Consider the following 22260-nt stretch of genomic DNA (forward strand, 5'->3'; position numbering starts at 1 on the left):
CCGCGCCTCGCTGACCGTGCGGGCTACTACCCACCGTGCCCGTCACCGACTCTTACGCGCGAAACGGCGCGTGGGCTCACCGCCCGACGGCGGTGAGCCCACGCGTGCGGGGGTCAGGCCCGGGACCACTTCTGGTTCGGGGTGCCGGCGCAGTCCCAGAGTTGCAGCCGGCCGCCGTTGTTCGGGTTGTTGTCCCGGACGTCGACGCACCGGTTCGCGCTCAGGTTGACCAGGTCCCCGGCGGCGCTGAGGGTGAAGCGTTGGGCCGGGTTGCCGTTGCAGGTGACGAGGTTGACCTCGGTGCCGTTGGCGGTGCCGGCCCAGGCCGGGTCCATGCACTTGCCCATCGCGCGGATGGTGCCGTCGGCGGCGAAGGTCCACGCCTGCGCGGCGGTGGTGTTGCAGTCCCAGATCTGCAACGGCGCGCCGTCGTACGGGTTGGCGCTGGGGATGTCGATGCACCGGCCGCTCTGCTGGCCCCGGATCCGGGTGGTGCCGCCGTTGTTGCCGTCCGGCACGTAGCCGTAGACCCGGACGTAGTCGACCAGCATCTGCTGCGGGAACTGGGTGCTGCCGTCCGGGTAGCCGGGCCAGTCACCGCCGACCGCGACGTTGAGGATCATGAAGAACGGGTGGTCGAAGACCCAGCGGTTGCCGCCGAGCCGGCCCGGGTCGACCCGGAAGAACTCCACGCCGTCGAGGTACCAGCGGATGATGTTCGGCTCCCAGTCGACCCGGTAGGTGTGGAAGGCGTCGGCCAGCGGCTGCCCGATGGTGCGGCTGCCACCGATCCCGCCCCCGCCGGAGTAACCGGGCCCGTGGATGGTGCCGTGCACGGTGTTGGGCTCCCGGCCGATGTTCTCCATGATGTCGATCTCGCCCGAGGCCGGCCAGCCGACGCTGCCGAAGTTGTTGCCGAGCATCCAGAACGCCGGCCAGATGCCCTGGCCCCGGGGGATCTTGATGCGCGCCTCGAACCGGCCGTACGCCTGGTTGAAGGTGGCGGCGGTGAGCAGCCGGGCCGAGGTGTACTCGCACCGGCCGTAGTGGCACTGGTAGTTGGCCGGGTTCTCCCGGCGGGCGGTGATGACCAGGTTGCCCTGGCCGTCGTGCACCGCGTTGCTGGTGCTGTTGGTGTAGTACTGCCGTTCGTTGTTGCCCCAGCCGTGGCCGCCGATGTCGAAGCGCCACTTGGACTGGTCGACCGGCGTGCCGGCCGGTGCGTTGAACTCGTCCTGCCAGGTGAGTCCGCCGATGGCGGCGCTGGCCGGTGCGGCGTTCACGGGTACGACGAGCGCGCTGGCGACGAGGGCCGCGGCGAGGACGGCGGCTCCCCGTCGGAGCCTGCGGGAGATGGCGGACACGATTGATCTCCTTGGGGTGGACGGACGAGGCGGGTGCCCTGGCGAGGGAGAGCGCTCTCCAAATCGCAGTCTGTCGATTTAGCGAGCTTTAGTCAAGGTTGTTAACAGCGATCATGGTTGCGGTGTGCGGTCGGTGATCGTCAACCGGGGGTTGACGGGAGCGGGTCGTCAACTTAAGGTTGACGCATGACGAATCCCGTCCAGATGAACAACCCGGTCCGGCTCGACGACCTGATCCAGACCATCAAGCAGGCCCACAGCGACGCGCTCGACCAGCTCACCGACGCGGTCATGGTGGCCGACCACATCGGCGAGATCGCCGACCACCTGATCGGCCACTTCGTCGACCAGGCCCGGCGCTCCGGTGCCTCCTGGACCGAGATCGGCCGCAGCATGGGGGTGAGCAAGCAGGCCGCGCAGAAGCGCTTCGTGCCCCGGGCCGATGCCGCCCCACTGGACCCGCAGCAGGGTTTCAACCGCTTCACCCCGCGCGCCCGCAACGTGGTGATGGCCTCGCAGAACGAGGCCCGGGTCGCCGGAAACGCCGAGATCGGCCCGGTGCACCTGGTGCTCGGGCTGCTGGCCGAGCCGGAGGCGCTGGCCGCCAGAGCGCTGACCGCCGGGGGCGTGTCGGCCGAGGCCCTACGCGAGGCCGCCACGGCCGCGCTACCGGCGTCGTCCGGCGAGGTCCCCGAGCTGATCCCGTACGACGCGGCCGGCAAGAAGGTGCTGGAGCTGACCTTCCGCGAGGCGCTGCGGCTCGGGCACAACTACGTCGGCACCGAGCACATCCTGCTGGCGTTGCTGGAGCAGGAGGACGGCGCGGGGGTGCTCACCGGGCTCGGCGTCGACAAGGCCGCGACGGAGGCGAACATCGTGGCGACCCTGGCCGCGATCCAGGCATTCCCGAAGGAGGCGTGACCGCCGATCGGGCGGTGATCGACGGTCCCGCCACGGTCGTCAGGACTCGGTGGGGAAGCCGTACCGGGCGGCGTGCTCCGGGTCGGCCGGCTCGATCTGGCGCAGCCCGGCGTCGGCGAGGCGCTTGTTGACCTCGTCCAGGTGCTCGCGTACCAGCCGGGCCTCCTCCTCGGTGACCCGCCCCCGGTGCGGCTTGCCGGCGTGCTCGACGGTGCCGTAGTCGATCTTCTCGGTGGCCCGGCGGGTCTTCGGCGGGCGTACCCGCTCGGCGGTCTTCAGTAGCTGGGCCATCGGCACGTCGGTGGCCATGGCGTCGAACTCGCTCGCGGTCAGCACCACCCGGCGCGGTTCGCCGTGGCCGTGCCGGTCGTGGATCTCGACCACCGCCACGTCCAACGCGGCATCGTCGAGGCTCTCCACCTCGACCGGGGTCGCCTCCAACTGCACGGGCCCGGCCACCAGGTCAGGGTGCTCCAGGACGACGACGCGGACCGCCTCGTCGTCTGGGCGCAGCACCGTGCCGCTGAAGTCGGAGACGTGGATCGTCTTCTTGCCCATGTGCGCAGCAGCTCCTGTGGTAACCCGGTCAAAGGACCAGAAGAAGTTACCCGACAGGTGTGCGAAAGCCCGCGTCGCCTCGCCGGCCGGTCAGAGGGGGTTGAGGTGGTGCCCGGCGGGCAGCTTGTTCAGCTCGCGCCAGGAGAGGATGCCGACGTGGGCGCGCCGACCGCGGTAGGGCGGCTGAACCGGGAACCGCCCGGCGGTCGTACGACCGAGCCAGGTTCGCTCGATGTGCTGCTGGTAACGGTCGTTCGGCTGATTCGGCATGACCCCCACCGTTCCAAAGAAATTTGTCCAGGTATGGAAATGGGTATGACGGTTGATCGATGGATGGGGTTCCCCGCGCGGGCAGCCATCGCCGGATCGGTACGCCGGGTCGACGCGCCCGTCGTACCGTGAGCGACGTCGAGGCGGCAACGACGGCGCGCGGGAGGTGGGTCATGCTCGACCGGCGGTTGCACCTGCACCTGGCGACCTGGCTCGGGCAGTGGCCGGCCGGCCGTGGGCGGCACGTCGTGGGATCGGCGCGGCGGGCCCGACCGGCCTGGGACGGCCGACTCCGCCCGGCCATCGCGATCACCGCTGGGGCGAGCACCGTGCTCTCCGTGGCCCCGGATCGGGTCGCGGCGGTGCGTGAGCTGGTCCGGCAGCCGGGCCAACTGCTAGCGGCGCTGCCGGCGGCGGTCGGCCATCCCGGCTGGGCGATCCACGACGACGTGTTCCGGTGGAGCGTCGCGCCCGCGCCGTTGCCGGATGCCGGCGAGTGGATTCCGCCCACCGCCGTCGGGCTGCCCTCCTGGCTGCGCCTGTTCGACCAGCCCGTGCTGGTGGTCCGGGACGAGCGGGGCCGCTACCTGGCCGGGGTCGGGATCAAACGCCACGACCGGTACGGGCACGAGTTGGCGGTCGGCACGGTGCCGGCCGCCCGGGGGCGCGGACTGGCCCGGCGGCTGGTCGCCCAGGCCGCCCGCCGGGTGCTCGACGACGGCGGTGTGCCGACCTACCTGCACGACCGGCGCAACGCCGCCTCCGCGCGGGTGGCCGAGGCGGCCGGCTTCCCGGACCGGGGCTGGCGGTCGTACGGGGTCTATCCCAGCTGAGCACTGACGGCAGGGCGCGGACCGTGAATCCCGGGCCGGATCCACGGTCCGCAGCCTCCCCCCAGGTCCGCATGATGCCGGATGGCGATCACGCTACGTATCCAGATGCCCGTCGGCAAGCTGCCAGCGCTGCTTCGGCGGTGTCCAATAGTGGACTTGACCTGCCTTTACGCGCCGGATGTCAGTCGAGTGGATCAGTGACGCAGGGTGCGAATCAGGTCGAGAACCTGCCGGGTGACCGGGCGCAACACCCGCAGCCGGGACAGCGCCACCAGCCGGTCGATCAGCGGCACCGCGCCGTCGATCAGCCGGCGGGTCCTGGTCTGTCCCGGTGAGCGGTCGTAGACCCAGAAGAGCCGAGGTTGAGCAGGTGGAACCCGACCACCAGGAGATTGTTCACGGCAGGAGTTGAACACGTTCAAGAAGAAGCTCGGCCGGTCAGGCCCAACGCCTCGGCGGCGGCCCGGCCGTTGGCGTGGCTCGCGCCGTAGGTGGTGACGAACGCCCGCGCGCTGGCCGGCCGCCAGTCGGCCGGCCAGCCCATCTCGACCACGGTCACCGGGTGGGTGGCGGCCAGCGCGTCGGCCAGCTCCGGCCCGCCGGGCAGCCGGTGCAGGTGCCGGCCGACCAGCACGATCGGGCGGGCGCCGGCGAGCCGGCGCAGCGCGGCCGGGTCGGCCTCGGCCGCCAACACCCGGATCTCCTCGGTGCCGTCGAGGTGCGGGCCGAGGCCCCACGGCACCCGCCCCTCGGCGATCGTGGAGGCGGCGTGTACCTGCACCACCAGCGGATGGTCCAGCCCGGCCAGCACCCCCTCCACCCGTACCGCGCGGCGGGCTGCCGCGTACCCCAGGTCGGTGGGGGTGGCGATGGTCGGTCCGGCGGCCCGGGTCCAGGCGGCGAGTTCCGCGGCGCGGCCGGCCGCCTGCTCGACCCGGGCCCGGTCCAACCGGCCGTCGCCGAGCGCGGCCACGATCTCGGCGGCCACCCGCTCGACCAGGTCGGCGTCGACCTTGGCGCCGATGCAGAGCAGGTCCGCACCGGCGGCCAGGGCCCGTACGGCACCGGGTGGGATGCCGCCGGCGGCGAGCGCGGCACCCTTCATCTCCAGCGCGTCGGTGATCACCGCGCCGGTGAAGCCGTACTCGCCGCGCAGCAGGTCCACCAGGACGGCGCGACTGAACGTGGCCGGGCCGTCGCCGGTCAGCGCGGGCACCCGGATGTGCGCGGTCATCACCGCCTTCGCTCCGGCGGCGACCACCGCGGCGAACGGCGGCAGGTCGCGCTGGCGCAGCAGGTCGAGCGGGACGTCCACGGTGGGCAGTTCGTGGTGCGAGTCGGCCACCGTGTCGCCGTGACCGGGGAAGTGCTTGGCGCAGGCCGCCACCCCGGCGGCCTGGAGGCCGGCGGCCGCGGCGGCGGAGTGCGCGGCGACCCGGACCGGGTCGGCGCCGAACGACCGGGTGCCGATCACCGGGTTGTCGTCGGCGCTGTTGACGTCGACGGTGGGCGCCAGGTTGACGGTGATGCCGAGGGCGGCCAGCTCCGCTCCGATGGCCTGGTAGACCCGGCGGGTCAGCGCCACGTCGCCGATCGCGCCGAGCGCGGCGTTGCCCGGGTACGGGCTGCCGGTGGCGTGCGCCAGCCGGGTCACGTCGCCGCCCTCCTCGTCGATGGCGACGAGCGCGTCGGCCCGGCCGGCGCGCAGCGCGGCGGTGCTGGCCGCCACCTGGGCCGGATCGTGGATGTTCGTGCCGAAGAGGGTGTGCCCGGCCAGCCCGTCGGCGACCAGGTCGACCGCCCAGTCGGGCGGGACCGGCCCCGGGTACGCGGCCAGCAGGGTGCCCAGCGCGAGCCGGCGAAGTCCTGGATCCAACCCCACGTGATCTCTCCTCTCGGTGCCGGCCGGCGCGGATGTCGTACCGGGTCGGCGGAGAGCCGCGCTCCCACGCGGCCGATACGCTACGGCTACCCGTTCGCAGGTCGGTTTACAGTTAGCAAAGTTTACTAAAACGAGGACATGGCATGAGTGCGACCCGGCTCCCCGGCACCCCACGTCTGTTGCGGGCCCTCAACGACCGCGCGGCGCTGGAGCTGCTGCTGGAGCAGGGGCCGCTGACCCGCGCCCGGATCGGCGAGCTGACCGGGCTGTCCAAGGTCACCGCCTCGCAGTTGGTGGAGCGGCTGGAGGAGCGCGGCCTGGTCGCCCGGGTCGGCGAGCAGGCCGGCGGGCGGGGGCCGAACGCCCAGCTCTACGCGGTGCGACCGGGCAGCGCGTACGTGGTCGGCGTGGACGTCGGCCCGGAGCGGGTGGTGGCCGCCTGCGCCGACATCACCGGCGCGGTGATCGGTCGGGTGGAGCAGTCCACCCGGGACACCGACGACCCGGTGGGCGTGGTGCACAACGCCGTGGTCCGGGTGGCCAGCAGCGCGGGGGCGCAGCTGTCGAGCGTACGCCGGGTGGTGCTCGGCACCCCGGGCCTGGTCGATCCGGGCACCGGCGACATCACCTTCGCGTTCAACCTGCCCCGCTGGCACCGCGGCCTGCTCGCCGCGCTCCGCGACGACCTGGACACCCCGGTGGTCTTCGAGAACGACGTCAACCTCGCCGCGGTGGCCGAGGCGCAGTCCGGCGCGGCCCAGGGCCTGTCGGACTTCGTGCTGGTCTGGGTCGGCGCCGGCGTCGGCCTGGCCATCATGCTCGGCGGGCGGCTGCACCACGGCAGCAGCGGGGCCGCCGGCGAGATCGGCTACCTGCCGGTCCCCGGCGCCCCCATCCCGCGTGACGTCTCCCGCCGGGCAAAACCGGCGTTCCAGCAGGTGGCCGCCGCGGACGCGATCCGCGCGCTGGCCCGGGAACACGGCTATCCGGACGGTGTCGCCGCCGACGCGGTGCGGGCCGCGATCGCCGACGGCGCCGCCGGCGGGCCGATGCTCGACGAGGTGGCCCGTCGGCTCGCCCTCGGCGTGGCCAGCACCTGCGTGGTGCTGGACCCGCCGCTGGTGGTGCTCGCCGGAGAGGTGGGCCAGGCCGGCGGGCCGGCGCTGGCCGAGCGGGTGCAGCACGAGGTCGCCGCGATCACGCTGGTGCGTCCGCGGGTGGTGCCCACCGGGCTGACCGAGGAGCCGATCCTGCACGGCGCGCTGCGCACCGCCCTGGACGCGGTCCGGGACGAGGTCTTCGGCTCCACCGTCGGCTGAGTTCGGCCGAGGAGGCGATCCGCCCATCCAACGACGGCGTGGGGGCCTGCTTCAGGAGAACAACAGCACCGACTTGCGGGTGGCGGCGCCGAAGCTGAGGTTCCGGCCGCCGGTTCCGGCTGTCGGGGTGACCGCCACTTCGAAGGTGAGGGTCGTGCCGGCGGGAACCTGGTGGTTCTCGTTGGCGCTGATCGTCACGAAGCCGCCGCCGATGAGGGCCGGGTCGACCGTCACGGTCTGCTGGTTCAACAGCTGGATGGTCGACTTCGGATTGCCGGGGAAGGTGTAGACCGCCCTGAGCCGGATCAGATCGCCCTGGTGCAGGCCCACCAGGTCGACCTTCGACTGGTGACCGATGAGGCCGGTGGCGGTGATCCGGTAGGCGGTGTTGCCATCGCTCCATCGGATCGGGTGGAAGGCGCCGTCCGCCGGAATCGTGAAGCCGGGGGAGATGGTGACGATAGAGACTGTCTGCACGTCCGTGCCTCCTGCCGTGGTAGCGCCGATCATCACCGCGAAGGCGGTGTCCGTGCCCCGGAACGCGCTCGCGTCGCAGGTGTGCTGCGCGCCGATCCGGGCGGTGCTGGTGTACTGCCAGATCCGTGGTGCGGCGGACGGGACGCCGTACGCCTCCCAGCCGGGACCGGTGTCCCCGCCGGCCCTGGTGTAGGCGGTGGTGAAGCTCTCGTCGAGGTTGTGTGGGTAGTTGGCGTTCCAGCGTGGAAAGTGGCCCAGGGGGCTGAATCCGTACTGGCCCTTGGAGGCGTACATCAGCGCGGCCTTGTTGGTCCGTGCCTCCAGTTCGGCGCCGACCTGGACGCCGACGGCCGGTGCGACGTCGTCGTAGGGCCACCGCTCCAGGTCGATCTGCCAGAAGAAGCCGGGCCAGGTGCGCCACCAGGACAGGTGCGCGTCGGCGTAGGCGATCGCGGTCTGCGCCTGGGTCGCTGCAGGCACCCCGGAACGGACCACGACATACATTCCGAGGTAGGGGATGTCGGCGTCGCGGCCGGCGGCCAGGATCCAGCCGCAGCTCCGGCTCTGGAACACGTTGGACGGTGAATGTTCCGTCCCCTTGCTGGTGAGAAAGTGGATGCCCAAGCCCGCAGCGGCGGCGACCCGGGCCGGCGTCAACCCCCTGCTGACGTCGTAGTCACTGGTATCCCATCCATAGAACGTCACGGGCCGCACCTCCGGCGCCGAACATCGACTGGTGACGGGCGGGCAGCTCAGGCCGTCCGGTGGAAACGCTGCCGCGGCGGTGGCGGAATACGACATCTCCGTACCTCGTCACGAAGCGTTGTCTTAACCTTACGTCGCCAAAGGGGTGATAAAACTCCTGGTCAGGGGCTCATTTCGGTACGTGCGAATTGCGGCGCCGGCCCCCAGGTCGGCGTCGAAACCGTCGACGGCGACCCGCCGGCCCCGGCGCGCGCTGTGGAAGGTCTTGCGGAGACCCTCGATCTCGATGACCCCGCTCACAGGCGTCCTCCGGAGGGGTGAGCAATGACACGGCGCCTCACCCCACGGCCGCTGCGCACACCCGTGGGGGCGACGCGGCGCTGCGTGGTTGGATGGGCGGGTGACTGGTGACCTGATCCCCGGCGCAGGCAGCGCCGCACCCGCCCCCTCGCCCGTGGACGCGGATCTGGTGGTCAGCCTCGACGGCGTCGGCGTACGCCGGTCCGGCACCGCCCTGCTGCACGACGTCGACTGGCGGGTGGAGCTGGACGAGCGCTGGGTGGTGCTCGGGCCCAACGGCGCCGGCAAGACCACCCTGCTCAACCTCGCGGCCGGGCGGCTGCACCCGACCAACGGCATCGCGCACGTGCTCGGCGAGCGGATCGGCCGCACCGACGTCACGGAGCTGCGTACCCGTATCGGTCTCTCCACCGCCGCGCTCGCCGAGCGGCTGCCCGCCGAGGAGCGGGTCCGCGACGTGGTGATGACCGCTGCCTGGTCGGTGGTCGGGCGCTGGCGGGAGAGCTACGAACCCGCCGACGAGGCCCGGGCCCGGTCGCTGCTGGACCAGCTCGGCGTCGGCATGCTGGCCGACCGGACGTACGGCACCCTGTCGGAGGGCGAGCGCAAGCGGGTGCAGATCGCTCGCGCCCTGATGACCGACCCGGAGCTGCTGCTGCTCGACGAGCCGGCGGCCGGGCTGGACCTGGGCGGCCGGGAGGATCTGGTGGCCCGCCTCGCCGAGCTGGCACGGGATCCGGACGCCCCGGCGTTGGTGCTGGTCACCCACCATGTGGAGGAGATCCCGCCCGGCTTCACCCACGCGTTGCTGCTGCGCGACGGCGCGGTGATGGCCCAGGGCCTGTTGGACGACACCCTCACCGCCGACAATCTCACCAAGACCTTCGGCGTGCCGCTGCTCGTCGAGCGCACCGCCAACCGCTACACCGCCCGCGCCGCCTGAGGTGTAAGGAAGGGCCCCTTCTTAACGCCTCCGGTAGAGCAGGGGCCCCCTATTAACAAACGCGACCGCAGGAGGCACGCGTGCGACAGACCCGGGTCGCGGTGGTGGGCAGCGCGAACATGGACCTGGTCGCCACCGCGCCGGCCCTGCCCCGGCCGGGAGAGACGATGCTCGGCACCGACTTCGTCACCGTGCCCGGCGGCAAGGGCGCCAACCAGGCCATCGCCGCGGCCCGGGCGGGCGCCGCCTGCGCCTTCCTCGGCGCGATCGGCTCGGACTCGTTCGGTGTGACCCTCCGGGCCCGGATCACCGCCGCCGGGGTCGACACCAGCCAGCTCCGCACCACCTACGGCGTTTCCGGAGTGGCGCTGGTCATGGTCAACGCCGAGGGCGAGAACGCGATCCTGGTGACACCGGGCGCGAACACCTCGCTGACCGCGCTCACCGAGCCCGAGCTTGCCGTCGTACGCGACGCCGACGTGCTGGTCGCGCAGCTGGAGATTCCGGTGGAGACGGTGACCGAGGCGGCGGTGGCCGCCCGAGCCGCCGGCACCCGGGTGGTGCTCAACGCGGCGCCGGCCCTGCCGCTCCCGCCGGAACTGCTCGCCGCCGTGGACCTGCTGGTGGTCAACGAGAACGAGGCGCAGGCGTACACCGGTCGGGGCCGGGAGGAGCCGCATGCCCTGCTCGACCTGGTGCCCCGAGCCGTGCTGACTCTCGGTGCGCAGGGGGCCTGGTACGGCGACCGGGACGGCACTGCCGTGCACGTCCCCGCGGTCAAGGTGGACACCGTCGACTCGACCGCCGCCGGGGACGCCTTCACCGGCGCGCTCGCCGTGGCCTGGGGCGAGGGTCGGGACCTGGCCGACTCGGTGCGCTGGGCCGCGGCGGCCGGCGCGGCCTGCGTCCGCCGGCTCGGCGCGAGCGTGTCGCTGCCGCACCGGGTCGAGATCGACCAGCTGTACGCGCCAGCACCCTGACCCGGTCAGCCGGCGTCGTCGCTCAGCTTCTCGCCGCGCCGGCGCAGCATCGCCAGGCCGGGAATGCCGGCCACGGCGAGCTTGAGATCTCGGGTTACGTCGAGCAGGTCGTGCAGGTCCGGGCCGACCTGGTCCAGGGTGGCCAGGATCGGCAGGATGTCCGAGGTGAGGTGTTGCCGCAGCTTCGGCAACTCGTCCACCAGCCGGACCGCCGCGGCCAGCTCCTCCTCGCTGAGCTGCTCGACGAAGTGGTTGGCCATCGGGGCGGCCCGTCGCAGCGCCGGCTCGTACGCGGCGAGCAGTTCGGCGGCGGAAGCCGATGCCTGCTCGGCCTCGCCGACCACCACCGCGGCGGCGGCGGTGACCTTGGCGGCGTCCTGCACGGCGGCGGTGGCGGCGGCACTGATAACCGCCACCTCGCGGACCGCGGCCTCGGCGTCGTCGAGCATCCGGTCGGTGCGGTCGAGGGTCTGCTCGACCCGGTCCACCACCCCGTTGATCCGGGCCAGCAGCGCTTCCACCCCGTCCAGCACGGCGAACGCCCGGGCCGGGATCGCGGCGAAGGAGGTGGCCTGGTCGAGGGCGGAACGGGTGAGACCGACGACCGCGGCCGGCCGGGGGAGGGGGATTGGCATGGGTCAAGTGTGCGCCGGCCACGCCCGGCCCGCCCGACCGCCGCTCACCGGTGCGTGGCCCGATGGACCGTGAGGTCCGACGCCGGGGCGGCTCGGGATGGCTTCAGTGGTCGCCCTGCTGTTCGACGGAGCGCTGCACCGCCCGGTAGATCTGCCCGAAGCGCAGCGCGTCCGGGGTGCGCAAGACCAGCACCTCCTGCCCGCGGTACTGCACCCACAGCTCCTGCACCCGGTTGCCGCGCTCGTAGGAGCGGTCCAGCCAGCCGAGGGGGATCTCCAGGAACGGCACCAGGGCCAGCGCGATGACCACGCAGGCGACGAGCACGATCAGCGCCGGCAGCCACTCGCCCCGGTCCTGCGCCGACCAAGCCAGCGAGAGTACGCAGACCAGCCCGACCAGCGGCGGCAGGGAGAGGAGCAGGACCAGTACGCCCCGGCCGAGCACCCGCCCGCGTACGGCCAGCGTGGTGCGCCCCTTCTGATGCCAGACGTAGGTGACGTCGTTGATCGGGATGATCTGACCTCCGGCCCGGATCGACTCCGAGGTCACCTGCACCGCGTCGTCCCGGTAATAGAGCGCCATCACTAAGCCTAACCACTTCAGGGCAACCTGTGGCTGTCAGGTGGCTGCCCGACTTTGAGGGGGCGCTGTTAAGAGGGGACCCTTCCTCTACCGGAGACGTTAATAGAGGGCCCCTCCTTTCACTTCGGGGCGGACTGGTCGGCTTCGATGGCGCGTTGGACGGCGCGGTAGATCTGCCCGAAGCGCAGCGCGTCGGGGGTGCGCAGTAGCCGTACGGGGTGGCCCCGCCAGCGGATCCAGACCTCGCGCGGGCGGCTGCCACGGGCGTACGAGCGGTCGAAGTACTCGAAGAGTTGGTCGGCGATCGGCCCGGCGGCCAGCCCGATCAGCACGGAGACGCCGATGATGGCGACGGTGACGGTCGCCGACCCGTCGAGCCAGACGCCGAGCGCGATGCCGATGACGGCGAACACCAGCGGCCCGGCCATCGCCGCGCCGAGCGCGCCCCGGCCGGCCAGGACCCGCCACGACAGGCTGCCCCGGTGATGCCAGACCTCGCTGATCTCGGTCACCGGGTAGGCGTCGCCGTTGACGGTGACGGCGGTGGAGGTGACCTGCACGGACCTGTCGTCGTAGTACGTGACCATCGTGGGAACTCCGGGTCGCGGGACTGGCAGCCAGGATACGTGCCGACGGCGGCGGGTCGTAAGGTTGGCGGGCGACTTCGACGAGGAAGTGAGGGCCAGCGTGGGCGAGTTCGTGCGGCTGGAGACCAAGGACGGCATCGGCACCATCCGGCTGGAACGGCCGCCGATGAACGCGCTCAACACCCAGGTGCAGGAGGAGTTGCGGGCCGCCGCGACGGCCGCCACCGCCGACCCGGAGATCCGCGCGGTCATCGTGTACGGCGGGGAGAAGGTCTTCGCGGCCGGTGCGGACATCAAGGAGATGGCCGACATGTCCTACGTGGACATGGCTGGGCGGGCCGCCGACCTGTCCAGCGCGCTCGGCGCGATCGCCGGCATCCCCAAGCCGGTGGTCGCCGCGATCACCGGCTACGCCCTCGGCGGCGGCTGCGAGCTGGCGCTCGCCTGTGACTGGCGGGTGGTGGCCGAGGACGCCAAGCTCGGCCAGCCCGAGATCAAGCTCGGCATCATCCCCGGTGCCGGCGGCACCCAGCGGCTGGCCCGGCTGGTCGGGCCGGCCCGCGCCAAGGATCTGATCATGTCCGGCCGGATGGTCGACGCGCCGGAGGCGCTGCGGATCGGCCTGGCCGACCGGATCGCCCCGGCCGCCGAGGTGTACGGCGCCGCGGTGGCGCTGGTGCGGCCGTACCTCAACGGGCCGGTGCAGGCGCTGCGCGCGGCGAAGCTTGCCGTGGACGGCGGCCTGGACATGGACCTCAACTCCGGCCTGGCCTGGGAGAGCCAGCTCTTCGCGGCGCTCTTCGCCACCGAGGACCGGCGTGAGGGGATGGCGGCGTTCGTGGCGAAGCGCAAGCCGGACTTCACCGGCCGCTGAGAGACGGTCGCCGGGGAGCGAGGAAGGTTCACATTCCACTTACCGGCCAGTAACGTGTGACTCCGGTCAGGCGACGACGGCGACGAGAAGGAGTGGGTATGACGGAGCGGATCGAAGGCCACGGCGGAGAGCTGGCGCTCGCGGCGCTGCGCGCGTACGGGGTGCGGGAGATGTTCACCCTCTCCGGCGGGCACGTGTTCCCGCTCTACGACGCCGCGCACAAGACCGACTTCCCGATCTACGACGTGCGGCACGAGCAGTCCGCCGTCTTCGCCGCCGAGGCGGTGGCGAAGCTCCAGCGTCGCCCCGGTCTCGCCGTGCTCACCGCCGGCCCCGGCGTGACCAATGGCATCTCCGGCCTGACCAGCGCCTACTTCAACGCCTCGCCGGTGCTGGTGCTGGGCGGGCGGGCCCCGCAGTTCCGCTGGGGCTCGGGCAGCCTCCAGGAGATGGACCACCTGCCGCTGGTCGCCCCGGTCACCAAGCACGCCGAGACGGTGTTCGGCGCGGACGACATCCCACGGGCCGTCGCCGCCGCGCTGACCACCGCGCTCACCCCGCACCGCGGCCCGGTCTTCCTCGACTTCCCCCTCGAAGCGATCTTCTCCGTGGGCGACGCCGAGGTGCCGGCCGGCCCGGCGATCGCCCCGATCGAGGCCGACCCCGACGAGGTGGCGACCGCCGTTGGCCTGATCGCGGGCGCGGCGCGTCCGGTCATCATCGCCGGCTCCGACGTCTGGACCGGGGACGCCGTGGCGGCCCTGCGGGCCGCCGCCGAGGCGCTCACCGTGCCGGTCTTCACCAACGGCATGGGCCGGGGCGCGTTGCCGCCGGAGCACCCGCTGGCCTTCGCCAAGGCCCGCCGGGTGGCCCTCAAGAGCGCCGACGTGGTGGTGGTGATCGGCACCGCGCTGGATTTCCGGCTCTCCTTCGGCGACTTCGGCGACGCCAAGGTCGTGCACATCGTCGACGCGCCCAGCCAGCGCGCCGGCCACGTCCAGCCCGCCGCCGCCCCCGCCGGTGACCTGCGCAACATCCTCAGCAGCCTGGCCGGCTACCCCGGCGACCGGGCCGACCACGCCGACTGGGTCGCGCAGCTGCGTACCGCCGAGGACGCCGCGAAGGCCCGCGACGCCGAGGAGATGGCCGCCGAGACGGATCCGATCCGCCCCGCCCGGGTCTACGGCGAGCTGCGCCGGGTCCTGGCCGGCGACGCGATCACCATCGGGGACGGCGGCGACTTCGTCTCGTACGCCGGGCGCTACCTGGAGCCGGCCCAGCCCGGCACCTGGCTCGACCCCGGCCCGTACGGCTGCCTCGGCACCGGCATGGGCTACGCGATGGGCGCCCGGGTCACCCACCCGGAGCGGCAGGTCTGCGTGCTGATGGGCGACGGCGCGGCCGGATTCTCGCTGATGGACGTGGAGTCCCTGGTCCGGCAGCAGTTGCCGGTGGTCATCGTGGTCGGCAACAACGGCATCTGGGGTCTGGAGAAGCACCCGATGCGGGCCATGTACGGCTACGACGTGGCCGCCGACCTCCAGCCCGAGCTGCGCTACGACCGGGTGGTCAGCGCGCTGGGCGGGGCGGGCGAGACGGTTGCCAAGGCGGCCGAGCTGGGTCCGGCTCTTCAGCGGGCGTTCGACGCCGGGGTGCCCTACCTGGTCAACGTGCTCACCGACCCGGCCGACGCGTACCCCCGTTCCTCGAACCTGGCCTGAGCCCGCCGACCCCGCCCCCGACCGGCTACACCTCGGGGCGGGGTTCCTCGCGCGGCGGGTCGCCCTCGCGTTTGCGCAGGTCGTCCTCGCGCTTGCGCAGGTCCTCCTCCCAGCGGCGGAAGAGTTCCTGGTCCTCCTTGCGGGAACTCTCCTCGATCGAGCGGAGGAACTCGGGGTCGTCGTCCGGGGCGAGCGGCCGGGCCGGCCGGTGCTCGGCGGGTCGCAGGCCCGTCGCCCACGTCCTGCTGCCGGCCCTGCGCTCGCGCCCGGCGACGAACCAGGCGATCGAGCCGACCAGCGGGAAGAACAGGATCATCAGCACCCAGACGATCCGGGGAAGGTGACGGATGTCGTCTTCCTCCGCGGAGAGGCAGCTGATCAGGGCGCAGACGGCGAGGACGACCTGCACCACGAAGAGGAGGATGTAGAGCCGGGCCATGTACCCATCATGGCCTACCCGGCACAGCGGTCACACCCCGTGCAGCACCAGCACGATGCCGATCAACGCGAAGCCGCTGGCACCGAGGCCCACCACGGCGAGCGTACGACCGCCGGCGCCGGGCCTGCCGCCGCCGGTGCCCCGCCGCCAGAAGAGCGTGACCGTGGCGGCCCAGCCGAGCACGGCCAGCAGCGCCAGCGGCGCACCGGACGGGCCGCCGGTGAGCGCGAGCCGGACGGTCAGCATCGCCACCACGGTCAGCGCCAGGGCGGTGCGCCGCCAGGCGAGACGGGTCCGCTCGGGTTGCAGGCCGGGATCGCGGGTCGGCTTCATCAGTTGACCGCGCCGGCCAGCACCGCCACCACCAGCAGCAGCGCGCCGAGGCCGACGATGAGGGCGAGCACCGCCGGGAAGCGGGAGGTGGGCAGCTCCCTGCCGAGCCGGATGGCCCGTTCGATCCGGGCCCAGTGGTCCACGGCCCGGACGGCGACCGCGCCGCCGAGCAGCAGTAACGCCACGGCGATCGCCTCCCGCAGGTGGACCAGCGACATGGTGGGCAGGAACTGCGCGGCGGCGAGCCCACCGGCGACCAGCGCGAGCCCGGTGCGCAGCCAGGCCAGGAAGGTGCGCTCGTTGGCCAGCGAGAAGCGGTAGTCGGGGGTGCTGCCCACCGACCGCAACTCGCGGGGGTCGAACCAGTTCCTGATTCTCTGCCACACGGTGATGATTATCCGGTTTCGGCGGGCCTACGGCCTGCGTCACGACGACCGGCGTCTACACTCCGTGATCATGACGCAGCGGCTGACGGACGAGGAGAAGCTGACCCTCAAGACCGGCGCCTTCGGCGCGGTCTTCATGGTCTCGAACGCCGAACCGGGAGTGCTCGCCGTGTTCCGGGAGAGCTTCGCCGCCTCCGGGGCGATGGCCGACGCCAGCGGCGTGGTGAAGGAGGCGCTGAGCGGCGGGCCGCTGCCGAAGTTGCCGCGGGACTCGGCGCTGGAGATCGAGGCGGTGGTGCTGCCGGCGCTGGGCCGGGCGATCGAGATCCTGACCGAGAAGGCCCCGCAGGACGTCCCGGTCTACCGCGCGGTGGTGCTGGCCGCCGCCGACCGGACCGCGCGGGCCCACCACGGCGTCAGCCCGGCCGAGGCCGAGGTCATCGAGCGGATCAAGGGCGTGCTGGGCGTGGCGGCGGCCTGAGCCTGCCGGTCGACGTGCCGGCCTGGGAGACTGTCGGCACACCGCGCGGCGGGCGCGATCGCCGGCAGAAGGCCGGTGAGCCGTGTCACCCCGGGTGGCCCGGAAGGCAAACCTACTGACAGGTAACATCGTGGCCGTGGGCAACCGCACAGCCGCTTACGATTGACTTAACGGTCGCTAAGGGGCGAGGCTGCGGCCCACAGGCCGGGTGAATGATCACACCACCACAGCAGGAGGGTCGTCGAAGCGCGATGAATATCGTCGTACTCGTCAAGCAGGTGCCTGATTCGGGCGCGGACCGCAACCTGCGTTCTGACGACAACACAGTCGACCGCGGTTCGGCGAACAACGTCATCAACGAGATGGACGAGTACGCCATCGAGGAGGCGTTGAAGATCAAGGAGGCGCACGGCGGCGAGGTGACGATCCTGACCATGGGGCCGGATCGGGCGACCGAGTCGATCCGTAAGGCGCTGTCGATGGGCCCGGACAAGGCGGTGCACGTGGTGGACGACGCCCTGCACGGCTCGTGTGCGGTGGCCACCTCGAAGGTGCTCGCCGCCGCGCTGGGCCAGCTCAACGCGGACCTGGTGCTCTGCGGCTCCGAGTCGACCGACGGCCGGGTGCAGGTGCTGCCGCACATGCTGGCCGAGCGGCTGGGCGTGGCCGCGCTGACCGGCGCCCGGAAGCTCACCGTCGACGGCGTCACGTTGACCGTGGAACGGCAGACCGAGGAGGGCTACGAGGTGGTCACCGCCGCGACCCCGGCCATCGTCTCCGTCTGGGACACCATCAACGAGCCGCGGTACCCGTCCTTCAAGGGGATCATGGCCGCGAAGAAGAAGCCGGTGCAGACGCTCTCCCTGGCCGACCTCGGGGTGGCCGCGGGCGAGGTGGGCCTCGACGGCGCGACCAGCGTGGTCGTGGAGCACAGCAAGCGCCCGCCGCGTTCGGCCGGCGTGAAGGTCACCGACGAGGGTTCCGGCGGCGTCCAGCTGGTCGAGTTCCTCGCCACCGAGAAGTTCGTGTGAGGGGTGTGGGACATGTCTGAGGTTCTCGTCGTCGTCGAAGCCACTCGGGAATTCGGCGTCAAGAAGGTCACCCTGGAGATGCTCACCCTCGCTCGCGAGCTGGGCACCCCGTCGGCGGTGGTGCTCGGCGGTGCCGGCGCGGCCGAGGCCCTGGCCGGGAAGCTGGGCGAGTACGGCGCGGAGAAGATCTACGCGGCCGAGGGGGACCAGATCGACGGCTACCTGGTGTCGCCGAAGGCCACCGTGCTGGCCGACCTGGTCAAGCGCGTGCAGCCGGCCGCCGTGCTGCTCGCCTCCTCCCAGGAGGGCAAGGAGATCGCCGCCCGGCTGGCGGTGAAGCTGGACAACGGCATCCTGACCGACGTGGTCGCCCTGGCCGCCGACGGCACCGCCACCCAGGTGGCCTTCGCCGGGTCGACCATCGTCAAGTCCAAGGTCACCCGTGGCCTGCCGCTGGTCACCGTCCGGCCGAACTCGGTCACTCCCACCCCGGCCGCGGCGACCCCGGCGGTCGAGCAGCTGACCGTGACCGTCACCGACGCCGACAAGCTGGCCAAGGTCGTCGACCGGGTGGCCGAGCAGAAGGGCTCCCGGCCCGAGCTCACCGAGGCCGGCGTGGTCGTCTCCGGCGGTCGTGGGGTCGGCAACGCGGACAACTTCAAGCTGGTCGAGGAGCTGGCCGACCTGCTCGGCGGCGCCGTGGGCGCGTCCCGCGCGGCGGTCGACTCCGGGTTCTACCCGCACCAGTTCCAGGTCGGCCAGACCGGCAAGACCGTCTCGCCGCAGCTCTACATCGCGTTGGGCATCTCCGGCGCGATCCAGCACCGGGCCGGCATGCAGACCTCGAAGACCATCGTCGCGGTCAACAAGGACGGCGAAGCGCCCATCTTCGAGCTGGCCGACTTCGGCGTCGTCGGTGACCTGTTCAAGGTCGTTCCGCAGACCGCCGACGAGATCCGCAAGCGCAAGTGAACTGACGGTGCGGAGCTGATCGGCGGGCCGGGGAGCTGAACCGGCCCGCCGACCAGTACCTGCCAGTATGGCAAGGCCGGGCAGCACGTGTCCGCCCATCCCCTGCCACATCCGGCACTCCGGTCTGCGGTCGTGGCGGGCCCGGTCGTTAGGCTGAATCGTGATGGCTTACCTGGATCATGCCGCGACCACTCCGATGCTCGACGAGGCACTGGAGGCGTACACCGCCACCGCCCGCGAGGTCGGCAACGCGTCCTCCCTGCACGCGTCGGGCCGACGTGCCCGGCGGCGGGTGGAGGAGTCGCGGGAACGGGTGGCCGCCGCGCTGGGTGCCCGGCCCTCCGAGGTGATCTTCACCGGTGGCGGCACCGAAAGCGACAATCTGGCGGTCAAGGGCATCTTCTGGGCCCGGCGGGGTGCCGACGCCCGACGTACCCGGGTGGTCTCCAGCGCCGTCGAGCACCACGCCGTGCTCGACGCGGTGGGCTGGCTGAGCCGGCACGAGCAGGCCGAGGTGGGCTGGTTGCCGGTGGACGGCGCCGGGCGGCTGCACCCCGACGCGCTCCGCGCCGAACTCGCCGAGCACGGCGACCAGGTCGCGCTGGTCACCGCCATGTGGGCGAACAACGAGGTCGGCACGGTCCAGCGGATCGGCGAGCTGGCCGCCGTCGCCGCGGAGCACGGCGTGCCGTTCCACACCGACGCCATCCAGGCGGTCGGTCAGGTGCCGGTCGACTTCGCCGCCAGCGGCGTCGCCGCGCTCACCGTGACCGGGCACAAGCTCGGCGGCCCCGTCGGGGTCGGCGCGCTGGTGCTGGCCCGGGACGTCGCCGCCGTACCGCTGCTGCACGGTGGCGGGCAGGAGCGCGACGTGCGGTCGGGCACCCTCGACGCGGCCGGCATCGTCGCCTTCGCGGTCGCCGTGGAGGCGGCGGTCAAGGGCCAGCAGGAGTACGCCGCCGGAGTCGCCGCGCTCCGCGACGACCTGGTCGAGCGGGTCCGGCAGGCGGTGCCGGAGGTCGTCTTCAACGGCGACCCGACCGACCGGCTGCCCGGCAACGCGCACTTCTCCTTCCCTGGCTGCGAGGGCGACGCCCTGCTGCTCCTGCTGGACGCCCAGGGCATCGCCTGCTCGACCGGTTCGGCCTGCTCGGCCGGGGTGGCCCAGCCCTCCCACGTGCTGCTGGCGATGGGTGCCGACGACGACCGGGCCCGCTCCTCGCTGCGCTTCTCGCTGGGCCACACCAGCACCGCCGAGGAGGTCGACGCGCTCGTCGCCGCGCTTCCGGGAGCCGTCGACCGGGCCCGGCGCGCCGCCGCCCTGCGTACCCCCCGCTGACCCGGCGGGGCGGGACGGTGAGACGGGTGTGCGTCGTCGCGGGGATAGGCTCGACGTCGAAGGGAGAGTGGTCCGGGTGAGGGTGTTGGCGGCGATGTCCGGCGGCGTCGATTCCGCCGTCGCGGCGGCGCGGGCGGTGGAGGCGGGTCACGACGTCACCGGCGTGCACCTGGCCCTGGCCCGCAACCCGCAGACCTACCGCACCGGGGCGCGGGGCTGCTGCACCCTGGAGGACTCCCGGGACGCCCGACGCGCCGCCGACGTGCTCGGCATCCCGTTCTACGTCTGGGACATGGCCGACCGGTTCCACGCCGACGTGGTTGACGACTTCGTCGCCGAGTACGCGGCCGGGCGTACCCCGAACCCGTGCCTGCGCTGCAACGAGAAGATCAAGTTCGCCGCGGTGCTGGACCGGGCGGTGGCCCTGGGCTTCGACGCCGTGGTCACCGGCCACCACGCCCGGCTCGGCGCCGACGGGCTGCTGCGGCGCAGCGTCGACGCGGCGAAGGACCAGTCGTACGTGCTGGCCGTGCTCACCCGGGCTCAGTTGGACCGCTCGATCTTCCCGCTCGGCGACTCGACCAAGGCCCAGGTCCGGCAGGAGGCGGCCGGTCGGGGGCTGGCGGTCGCCGACAAGCCGGACTCGCACGACATCTGCTTCATCGCCGACGGCGACACCCGCGGCTTCCTGGCCCAGCGGCTCGGCGAGACGCCGGGCGACGTGGTCGACTCCGGCACCGGCGCGGTGGTGGGCCGTCACGCCGGGGCGTACGCGTACACCGTCGGTCAGCGGCGCGGCCTGCACCTGGACCGCCCCGCGCCGGACGGCCGGCCCCGCTACGTGCTCTCCATCACGCCCAGGACCAACACCGTGACCGTCGGCCCGGCCGAGGCGCTGGAGGTCTCCGAGGTTCGGGCCACCCGCCCCGTCTGGACCGGCGCCCCCCGCCCGGACGGCCCCATCGAGTGCGAGGTCCAGCTCCGCGCCCACGGCGCAGTCGTCCCCGCCACCGTCACCGCCACCGCGGACACGCTCCACGCCACCCTGCGCCACCCGGCCCGCGGCGTGGCCCCCGGCCAGGCCATCGTGGCGTACCGCCCCGACCCCGCCGGCGACATAGTCCTCTCTTCCGCCACCATAACCGCCCCCGCCTCGTTGGTTTGATCATGAAGTTTGCGTCCCGATCCGGCCCGCTGGCGACGCAAACTTCTTGATCAACAACGTGGTGGGCGTGGTGGCGGTTAGGCTTCGGCGGTGAGTGATCAAGGGTGGCCGTGGGGGGCGGGGGCGGCGACGGGGATCGGGTCGTTGCCGGGGACCGACATCGCCGAGGCGCAGCGGGTGGTGCTCGGGGAACTGCCGGGGCTGCCGCATCTGGCGGAGCTGCCGGGCCGGGGGCCGGGGGCCGACCTGATCGGGCGGAGCGCCGGACTGCTGGTCGAGTTGCCGGTGGAGCTGTACGCCGCGCGCTGGCGGGTCGCCCCGCGCCCCGGCCGGGACCTGCGCCGGGCGCGCGACCTGATGGAGCGGGACCTCGACCAGCTCGCCGAGCAGGCCGAGGAGTACGCCGGCCCGCTGAAGATCCAGGCGGCCGGGCCGCTCACCCTGGCCGCCTCGGTGGAGCTGCCGATCGGCGGCCGGATGCTGCGCGATCCCGGCGCGGTGCGGGACCTGGCCGGGTCGCTCGCCGAAGGTCTGCGCGGCCACGTCGAGGCGGTGACCCGCCGGCTGCCCCGGGCGTCGGTGCTGCTCCAACTCGACGAGCCGTCGCTGCCCTCGGTGCTCGCCGGCCGGGTGCCCACGGAGAGCGGCTTCGGCACCTACCGGGCCATGGAGCCGGGCGACGCGCGCTCGCTGCTGCACACCGTGGTCGAGGCGGCCGGGGTGCCGACCGTGGTGCACTGTTGCGCACCGGACGTACCGCTGGAGCTGATCCGTACCAGCGGCGCGGTCGGGGTGGCGCTCGACCTGAGCCTGGTCACCGACCTCGACCCGCTGGGCGAGGCGATCGACGCCGGACTCGGGCTGCTGGCCGGAGCCGCGCCGGCCACTCCGCCGGCCGGTCACGCGCCGACCTCCGCCCAGGTCGCCGACCGGGTACGCGGACTCTGGGACCGCCTCGGGTTCCCCCGCCGCCAGCTCGCCGGGCAGGTGGTCGTCACCCCCGCCTGCGGCCTGGCCGGAGCCACTCCGGCGTACGCCCGCGCGCTCCTCGCCGCCTGCCGTGACGCCGGCCGCCGGCTCGCCGAGGACTGAGGTCTCCCGGCCGGCCGGGACGCTCGCCGGGACCCGGTCTCCCCGTCATGCCCGCGGGGTGGCTCCCTGT

25 protein-coding genes are annotated in these 22260 nt (G+C 72.7%); 13 read left to right on the plus strand and 12 right to left on the minus strand.

What is annotated here, in order from left to right; all coding sequences use genetic code 11:
* Nucleotides 1–113: 113 nt before the first annotated feature.
* Nucleotides 114–1364 (minus strand): ricin-type beta-trefoil lectin domain protein, encoded by a 1251-nt coding sequence (locus ACQPYA_RS06950; protein WP_433531817.1) that lies wholly within the window; start codon nt 1362–1364, stop codon nt 114–116.
* A 186-nt stretch (nt 1365–1550) separates the two neighbouring features.
* On the opposite strand from ACQPYA_RS06950, the gene ACQPYA_RS06955 reads away from it, so the two are divergent.
* Nucleotides 1551–2285, plus strand: a complete 735-nt coding sequence (locus ACQPYA_RS06955) for a Clp protease N-terminal domain-containing protein (RefSeq protein WP_433531818.1) — start codon at nt 1551–1553, stop codon at nt 2283–2285.
* A gap of 39 nt (nt 2286–2324) precedes the next feature.
* Here the strand turns inward: ACQPYA_RS06955 and ACQPYA_RS06960 are convergent, their stop codons facing one another.
* Nucleotides 2325–2843, minus strand: coding sequence for a hypothetical protein (locus tag ACQPYA_RS06960; RefSeq protein ID WP_433531819.1), 519 nt, complete (start codon nt 2841–2843; stop codon nt 2325–2327).
* 90 nt (nt 2844–2933) lie between these two features.
* The gene (locus ACQPYA_RS06965) at nt 2934–3113 is read right to left on the minus strand and encodes a DNA repair protein (RefSeq protein WP_433531820.1); all 180 of its coding nucleotides are present in this window, start codon (nt 3111–3113) and stop codon (nt 2934–2936) included.
* 173 nt (nt 3114–3286) lie between these two features.
* Here ACQPYA_RS06965 and ACQPYA_RS06970 point away from each other — a divergent pair, with 173 nt between their 5' ends.
* On the plus strand, nt 3287–3946 hold the full coding sequence (locus tag ACQPYA_RS06970; RefSeq protein ID WP_433533402.1) for a GNAT family N-acetyltransferase: 660 nt from the start codon (nt 3287–3289) through the stop codon (nt 3944–3946).
* 194 nt (nt 3947–4140) lie between these two features.
* Here the strand turns inward: ACQPYA_RS06970 and ACQPYA_RS06975 are convergent, their stop codons facing one another.
* Both ACQPYA_RS06975 and ACQPYA_RS06980 read right to left on the minus strand, forming a co-directional pair.
* Nucleotides 4141–4362, minus strand: coding sequence for a hypothetical protein (locus ACQPYA_RS06975; protein WP_433533403.1), 222 nt, complete (start codon nt 4360–4362; stop codon nt 4141–4143).
* A 2-nt stretch (nt 4363–4364) separates the two neighbouring features.
* Entirely contained in the window at nt 4365–5828 is a 1464-nt protein-coding gene (locus ACQPYA_RS06980) for a glycoside hydrolase family 3 N-terminal domain-containing protein (RefSeq protein ID WP_433531821.1), read from the minus strand.
* A 143-nt stretch (nt 5829–5971) separates the two neighbouring features.
* On the opposite strand from ACQPYA_RS06980, the gene ACQPYA_RS06985 reads away from it, so the two are divergent.
* A complete protein-coding gene (locus ACQPYA_RS06985; protein WP_433531822.1) occupies nt 5972–7147 on the plus strand; it encodes an ROK family transcriptional regulator in 1176 nt (391 codons plus the stop codon).
* A 51-nt stretch (nt 7148–7198) separates the two neighbouring features.
* On the opposite strand, the gene ACQPYA_RS06990 is transcribed toward ACQPYA_RS06985, so the two are convergent.
* Entirely contained in the window at nt 7199–8329 is a 1131-nt protein-coding gene (locus ACQPYA_RS06990) for a hypothetical protein (RefSeq protein ID WP_433531823.1), read from the minus strand.
* A 400-nt stretch (nt 8330–8729) separates the two neighbouring features.
* On the opposite strand from ACQPYA_RS06990, the gene ACQPYA_RS06995 reads away from it, so the two are divergent.
* Both ACQPYA_RS06995 and ACQPYA_RS07000 read left to right on the plus strand, forming a co-directional pair.
* Entirely contained in the window at nt 8730–9572 is an 843-nt protein-coding gene (locus tag ACQPYA_RS06995) for an ABC transporter ATP-binding protein (RefSeq protein ID WP_433531824.1), read from the plus strand.
* 80 nt (nt 9573–9652) lie between these two features.
* Nucleotides 9653–10552, plus strand: a complete 900-nt coding sequence (locus tag ACQPYA_RS07000; RefSeq protein ID WP_433531825.1) for a ribokinase — start codon at nt 9653–9655, stop codon at nt 10550–10552.
* A 5-nt stretch (nt 10553–10557) separates the two neighbouring features.
* On the opposite strand, the gene ACQPYA_RS07005 is transcribed toward ACQPYA_RS07000, so the two are convergent.
* The 3 genes from ACQPYA_RS07005 to ACQPYA_RS07015 form a co-directional block, all read right to left on the minus strand.
* Nucleotides 10558–11187 (minus strand): hypothetical protein, encoded by a 630-nt coding sequence (locus ACQPYA_RS07005; RefSeq protein ID WP_433531826.1) that lies wholly within the window; start codon nt 11185–11187, stop codon nt 10558–10560.
* 103 nt (nt 11188–11290) lie between these two features.
* Nucleotides 11291–11770 (minus strand): DUF6232 family protein, encoded by a 480-nt coding sequence (locus ACQPYA_RS07010; protein ID WP_433531827.1) that lies wholly within the window; start codon nt 11768–11770, stop codon nt 11291–11293.
* A 119-nt stretch (nt 11771–11889) separates the two neighbouring features.
* Nucleotides 11890–12357, minus strand: coding sequence for a DUF6232 family protein (locus ACQPYA_RS07015; protein ID WP_433531828.1), 468 nt, complete (start codon nt 12355–12357; stop codon nt 11890–11892).
* A 100-nt stretch (nt 12358–12457) separates the two neighbouring features.
* Here ACQPYA_RS07015 and ACQPYA_RS07020 point away from each other — a divergent pair, with 100 nt between their 5' ends.
* The gene (locus ACQPYA_RS07020; protein ID WP_433531829.1) at nt 12458–13231 is read left to right on the plus strand and encodes an enoyl-CoA hydratase-related protein; all 774 of its coding nucleotides are present in this window, start codon (nt 12458–12460) and stop codon (nt 13229–13231) included.
* Nucleotides 13232–13329: 98 nt separating this feature from the next.
* Nucleotides 13330–14952 carry an acetolactate synthase gene (locus ACQPYA_RS07025; protein ID WP_433531830.1) on the plus strand — a complete coding sequence of 541 codons (1623 nt, stop codon included), beginning with the start codon at nt 13330–13332 and terminating at the stop codon, nt 14950–14952.
* Nucleotides 14953–14977: 25 nt separating this feature from the next.
* Here the strand turns inward: ACQPYA_RS07025 and ACQPYA_RS07030 are convergent, their stop codons facing one another.
* Genes ACQPYA_RS07030 through ACQPYA_RS07040 form a run of 3 tightly spaced genes read right to left on the minus strand, consistent with a single transcriptional unit; the run spans nt 14978 to nt 16110 of the window.
* Nucleotides 14978–15391, minus strand: coding sequence for a PLD nuclease N-terminal domain-containing protein (locus tag ACQPYA_RS07030; RefSeq protein ID WP_433531831.1), 414 nt, complete (start codon nt 15389–15391; stop codon nt 14978–14980).
* A 30-nt stretch (nt 15392–15421) separates the two neighbouring features.
* Nucleotides 15422–15724: a DUF202 domain-containing protein gene (locus ACQPYA_RS07035; protein WP_433531832.1), complete on the minus strand. Its 303-nt coding sequence runs from the start codon at nt 15722–15724 to the stop codon at nt 15422–15424.
* Nucleotides 15724–16110, minus strand: a complete 387-nt coding sequence (locus tag ACQPYA_RS07040; RefSeq protein ID WP_433531833.1) for a YidH family protein — start codon at nt 16108–16110, stop codon at nt 15724–15726. The genes ACQPYA_RS07035 and ACQPYA_RS07040 overlap by 1 nt, the downstream gene beginning before the upstream one ends.
* Nucleotides 16111–16174: 64 nt before the next feature.
* Here ACQPYA_RS07040 and ACQPYA_RS07045 point away from each other — a divergent pair, with 64 nt between their 5' ends.
* From ACQPYA_RS07045 to ACQPYA_RS07070, 6 genes are all read left to right on the plus strand, one after another.
* The gene (locus tag ACQPYA_RS07045; protein WP_433531834.1) at nt 16175–16591 is read left to right on the plus strand and encodes a hypothetical protein; all 417 of its coding nucleotides are present in this window, start codon (nt 16175–16177) and stop codon (nt 16589–16591) included.
* A 251-nt stretch (nt 16592–16842) separates the two neighbouring features.
* Entirely contained in the window at nt 16843–17622 is a 780-nt protein-coding gene (locus ACQPYA_RS07050) for an electron transfer flavoprotein subunit beta/FixA family protein (protein ID WP_433531835.1), read from the plus strand.
* Nucleotides 17623–17634: 12 nt separating this feature from the next.
* Entirely contained in the window at nt 17635–18594 is a 960-nt protein-coding gene (locus ACQPYA_RS07055; RefSeq protein ID WP_433531836.1) for an electron transfer flavoprotein subunit alpha/FixB family protein, read from the plus strand.
* A 163-nt stretch (nt 18595–18757) separates the two neighbouring features.
* Nucleotides 18758–19933, plus strand: a complete 1176-nt coding sequence (locus ACQPYA_RS07060; protein ID WP_433531837.1) for a cysteine desulfurase family protein — start codon at nt 18758–18760, stop codon at nt 19931–19933.
* A gap of 76 nt (nt 19934–20009) precedes the next feature.
* On the plus strand, nt 20010–21098 hold the full coding sequence (gene mnmA, locus ACQPYA_RS07065) for a tRNA 2-thiouridine(34) synthase MnmA (protein WP_433531838.1): 1089 nt from the start codon (nt 20010–20012) through the stop codon (nt 21096–21098).
* 90 nt (nt 21099–21188) lie between these two features.
* Nucleotides 21189–22190 carry a methionine synthase gene (locus ACQPYA_RS07070; RefSeq protein ID WP_433531839.1) on the plus strand — a complete coding sequence of 334 codons (1002 nt, stop codon included), beginning with the start codon at nt 21189–21191 and terminating at the stop codon, nt 22188–22190.
* Nucleotides 22191–22260: the final 70 nt, after the last annotated feature.

This window comes from Micromonospora sp. CA-263727, from assembly GCF_050942455.1.
Classification (GTDB): Bacteria; Actinomycetota; Actinomycetes; order Mycobacteriales; family Micromonosporaceae; genus Micromonospora.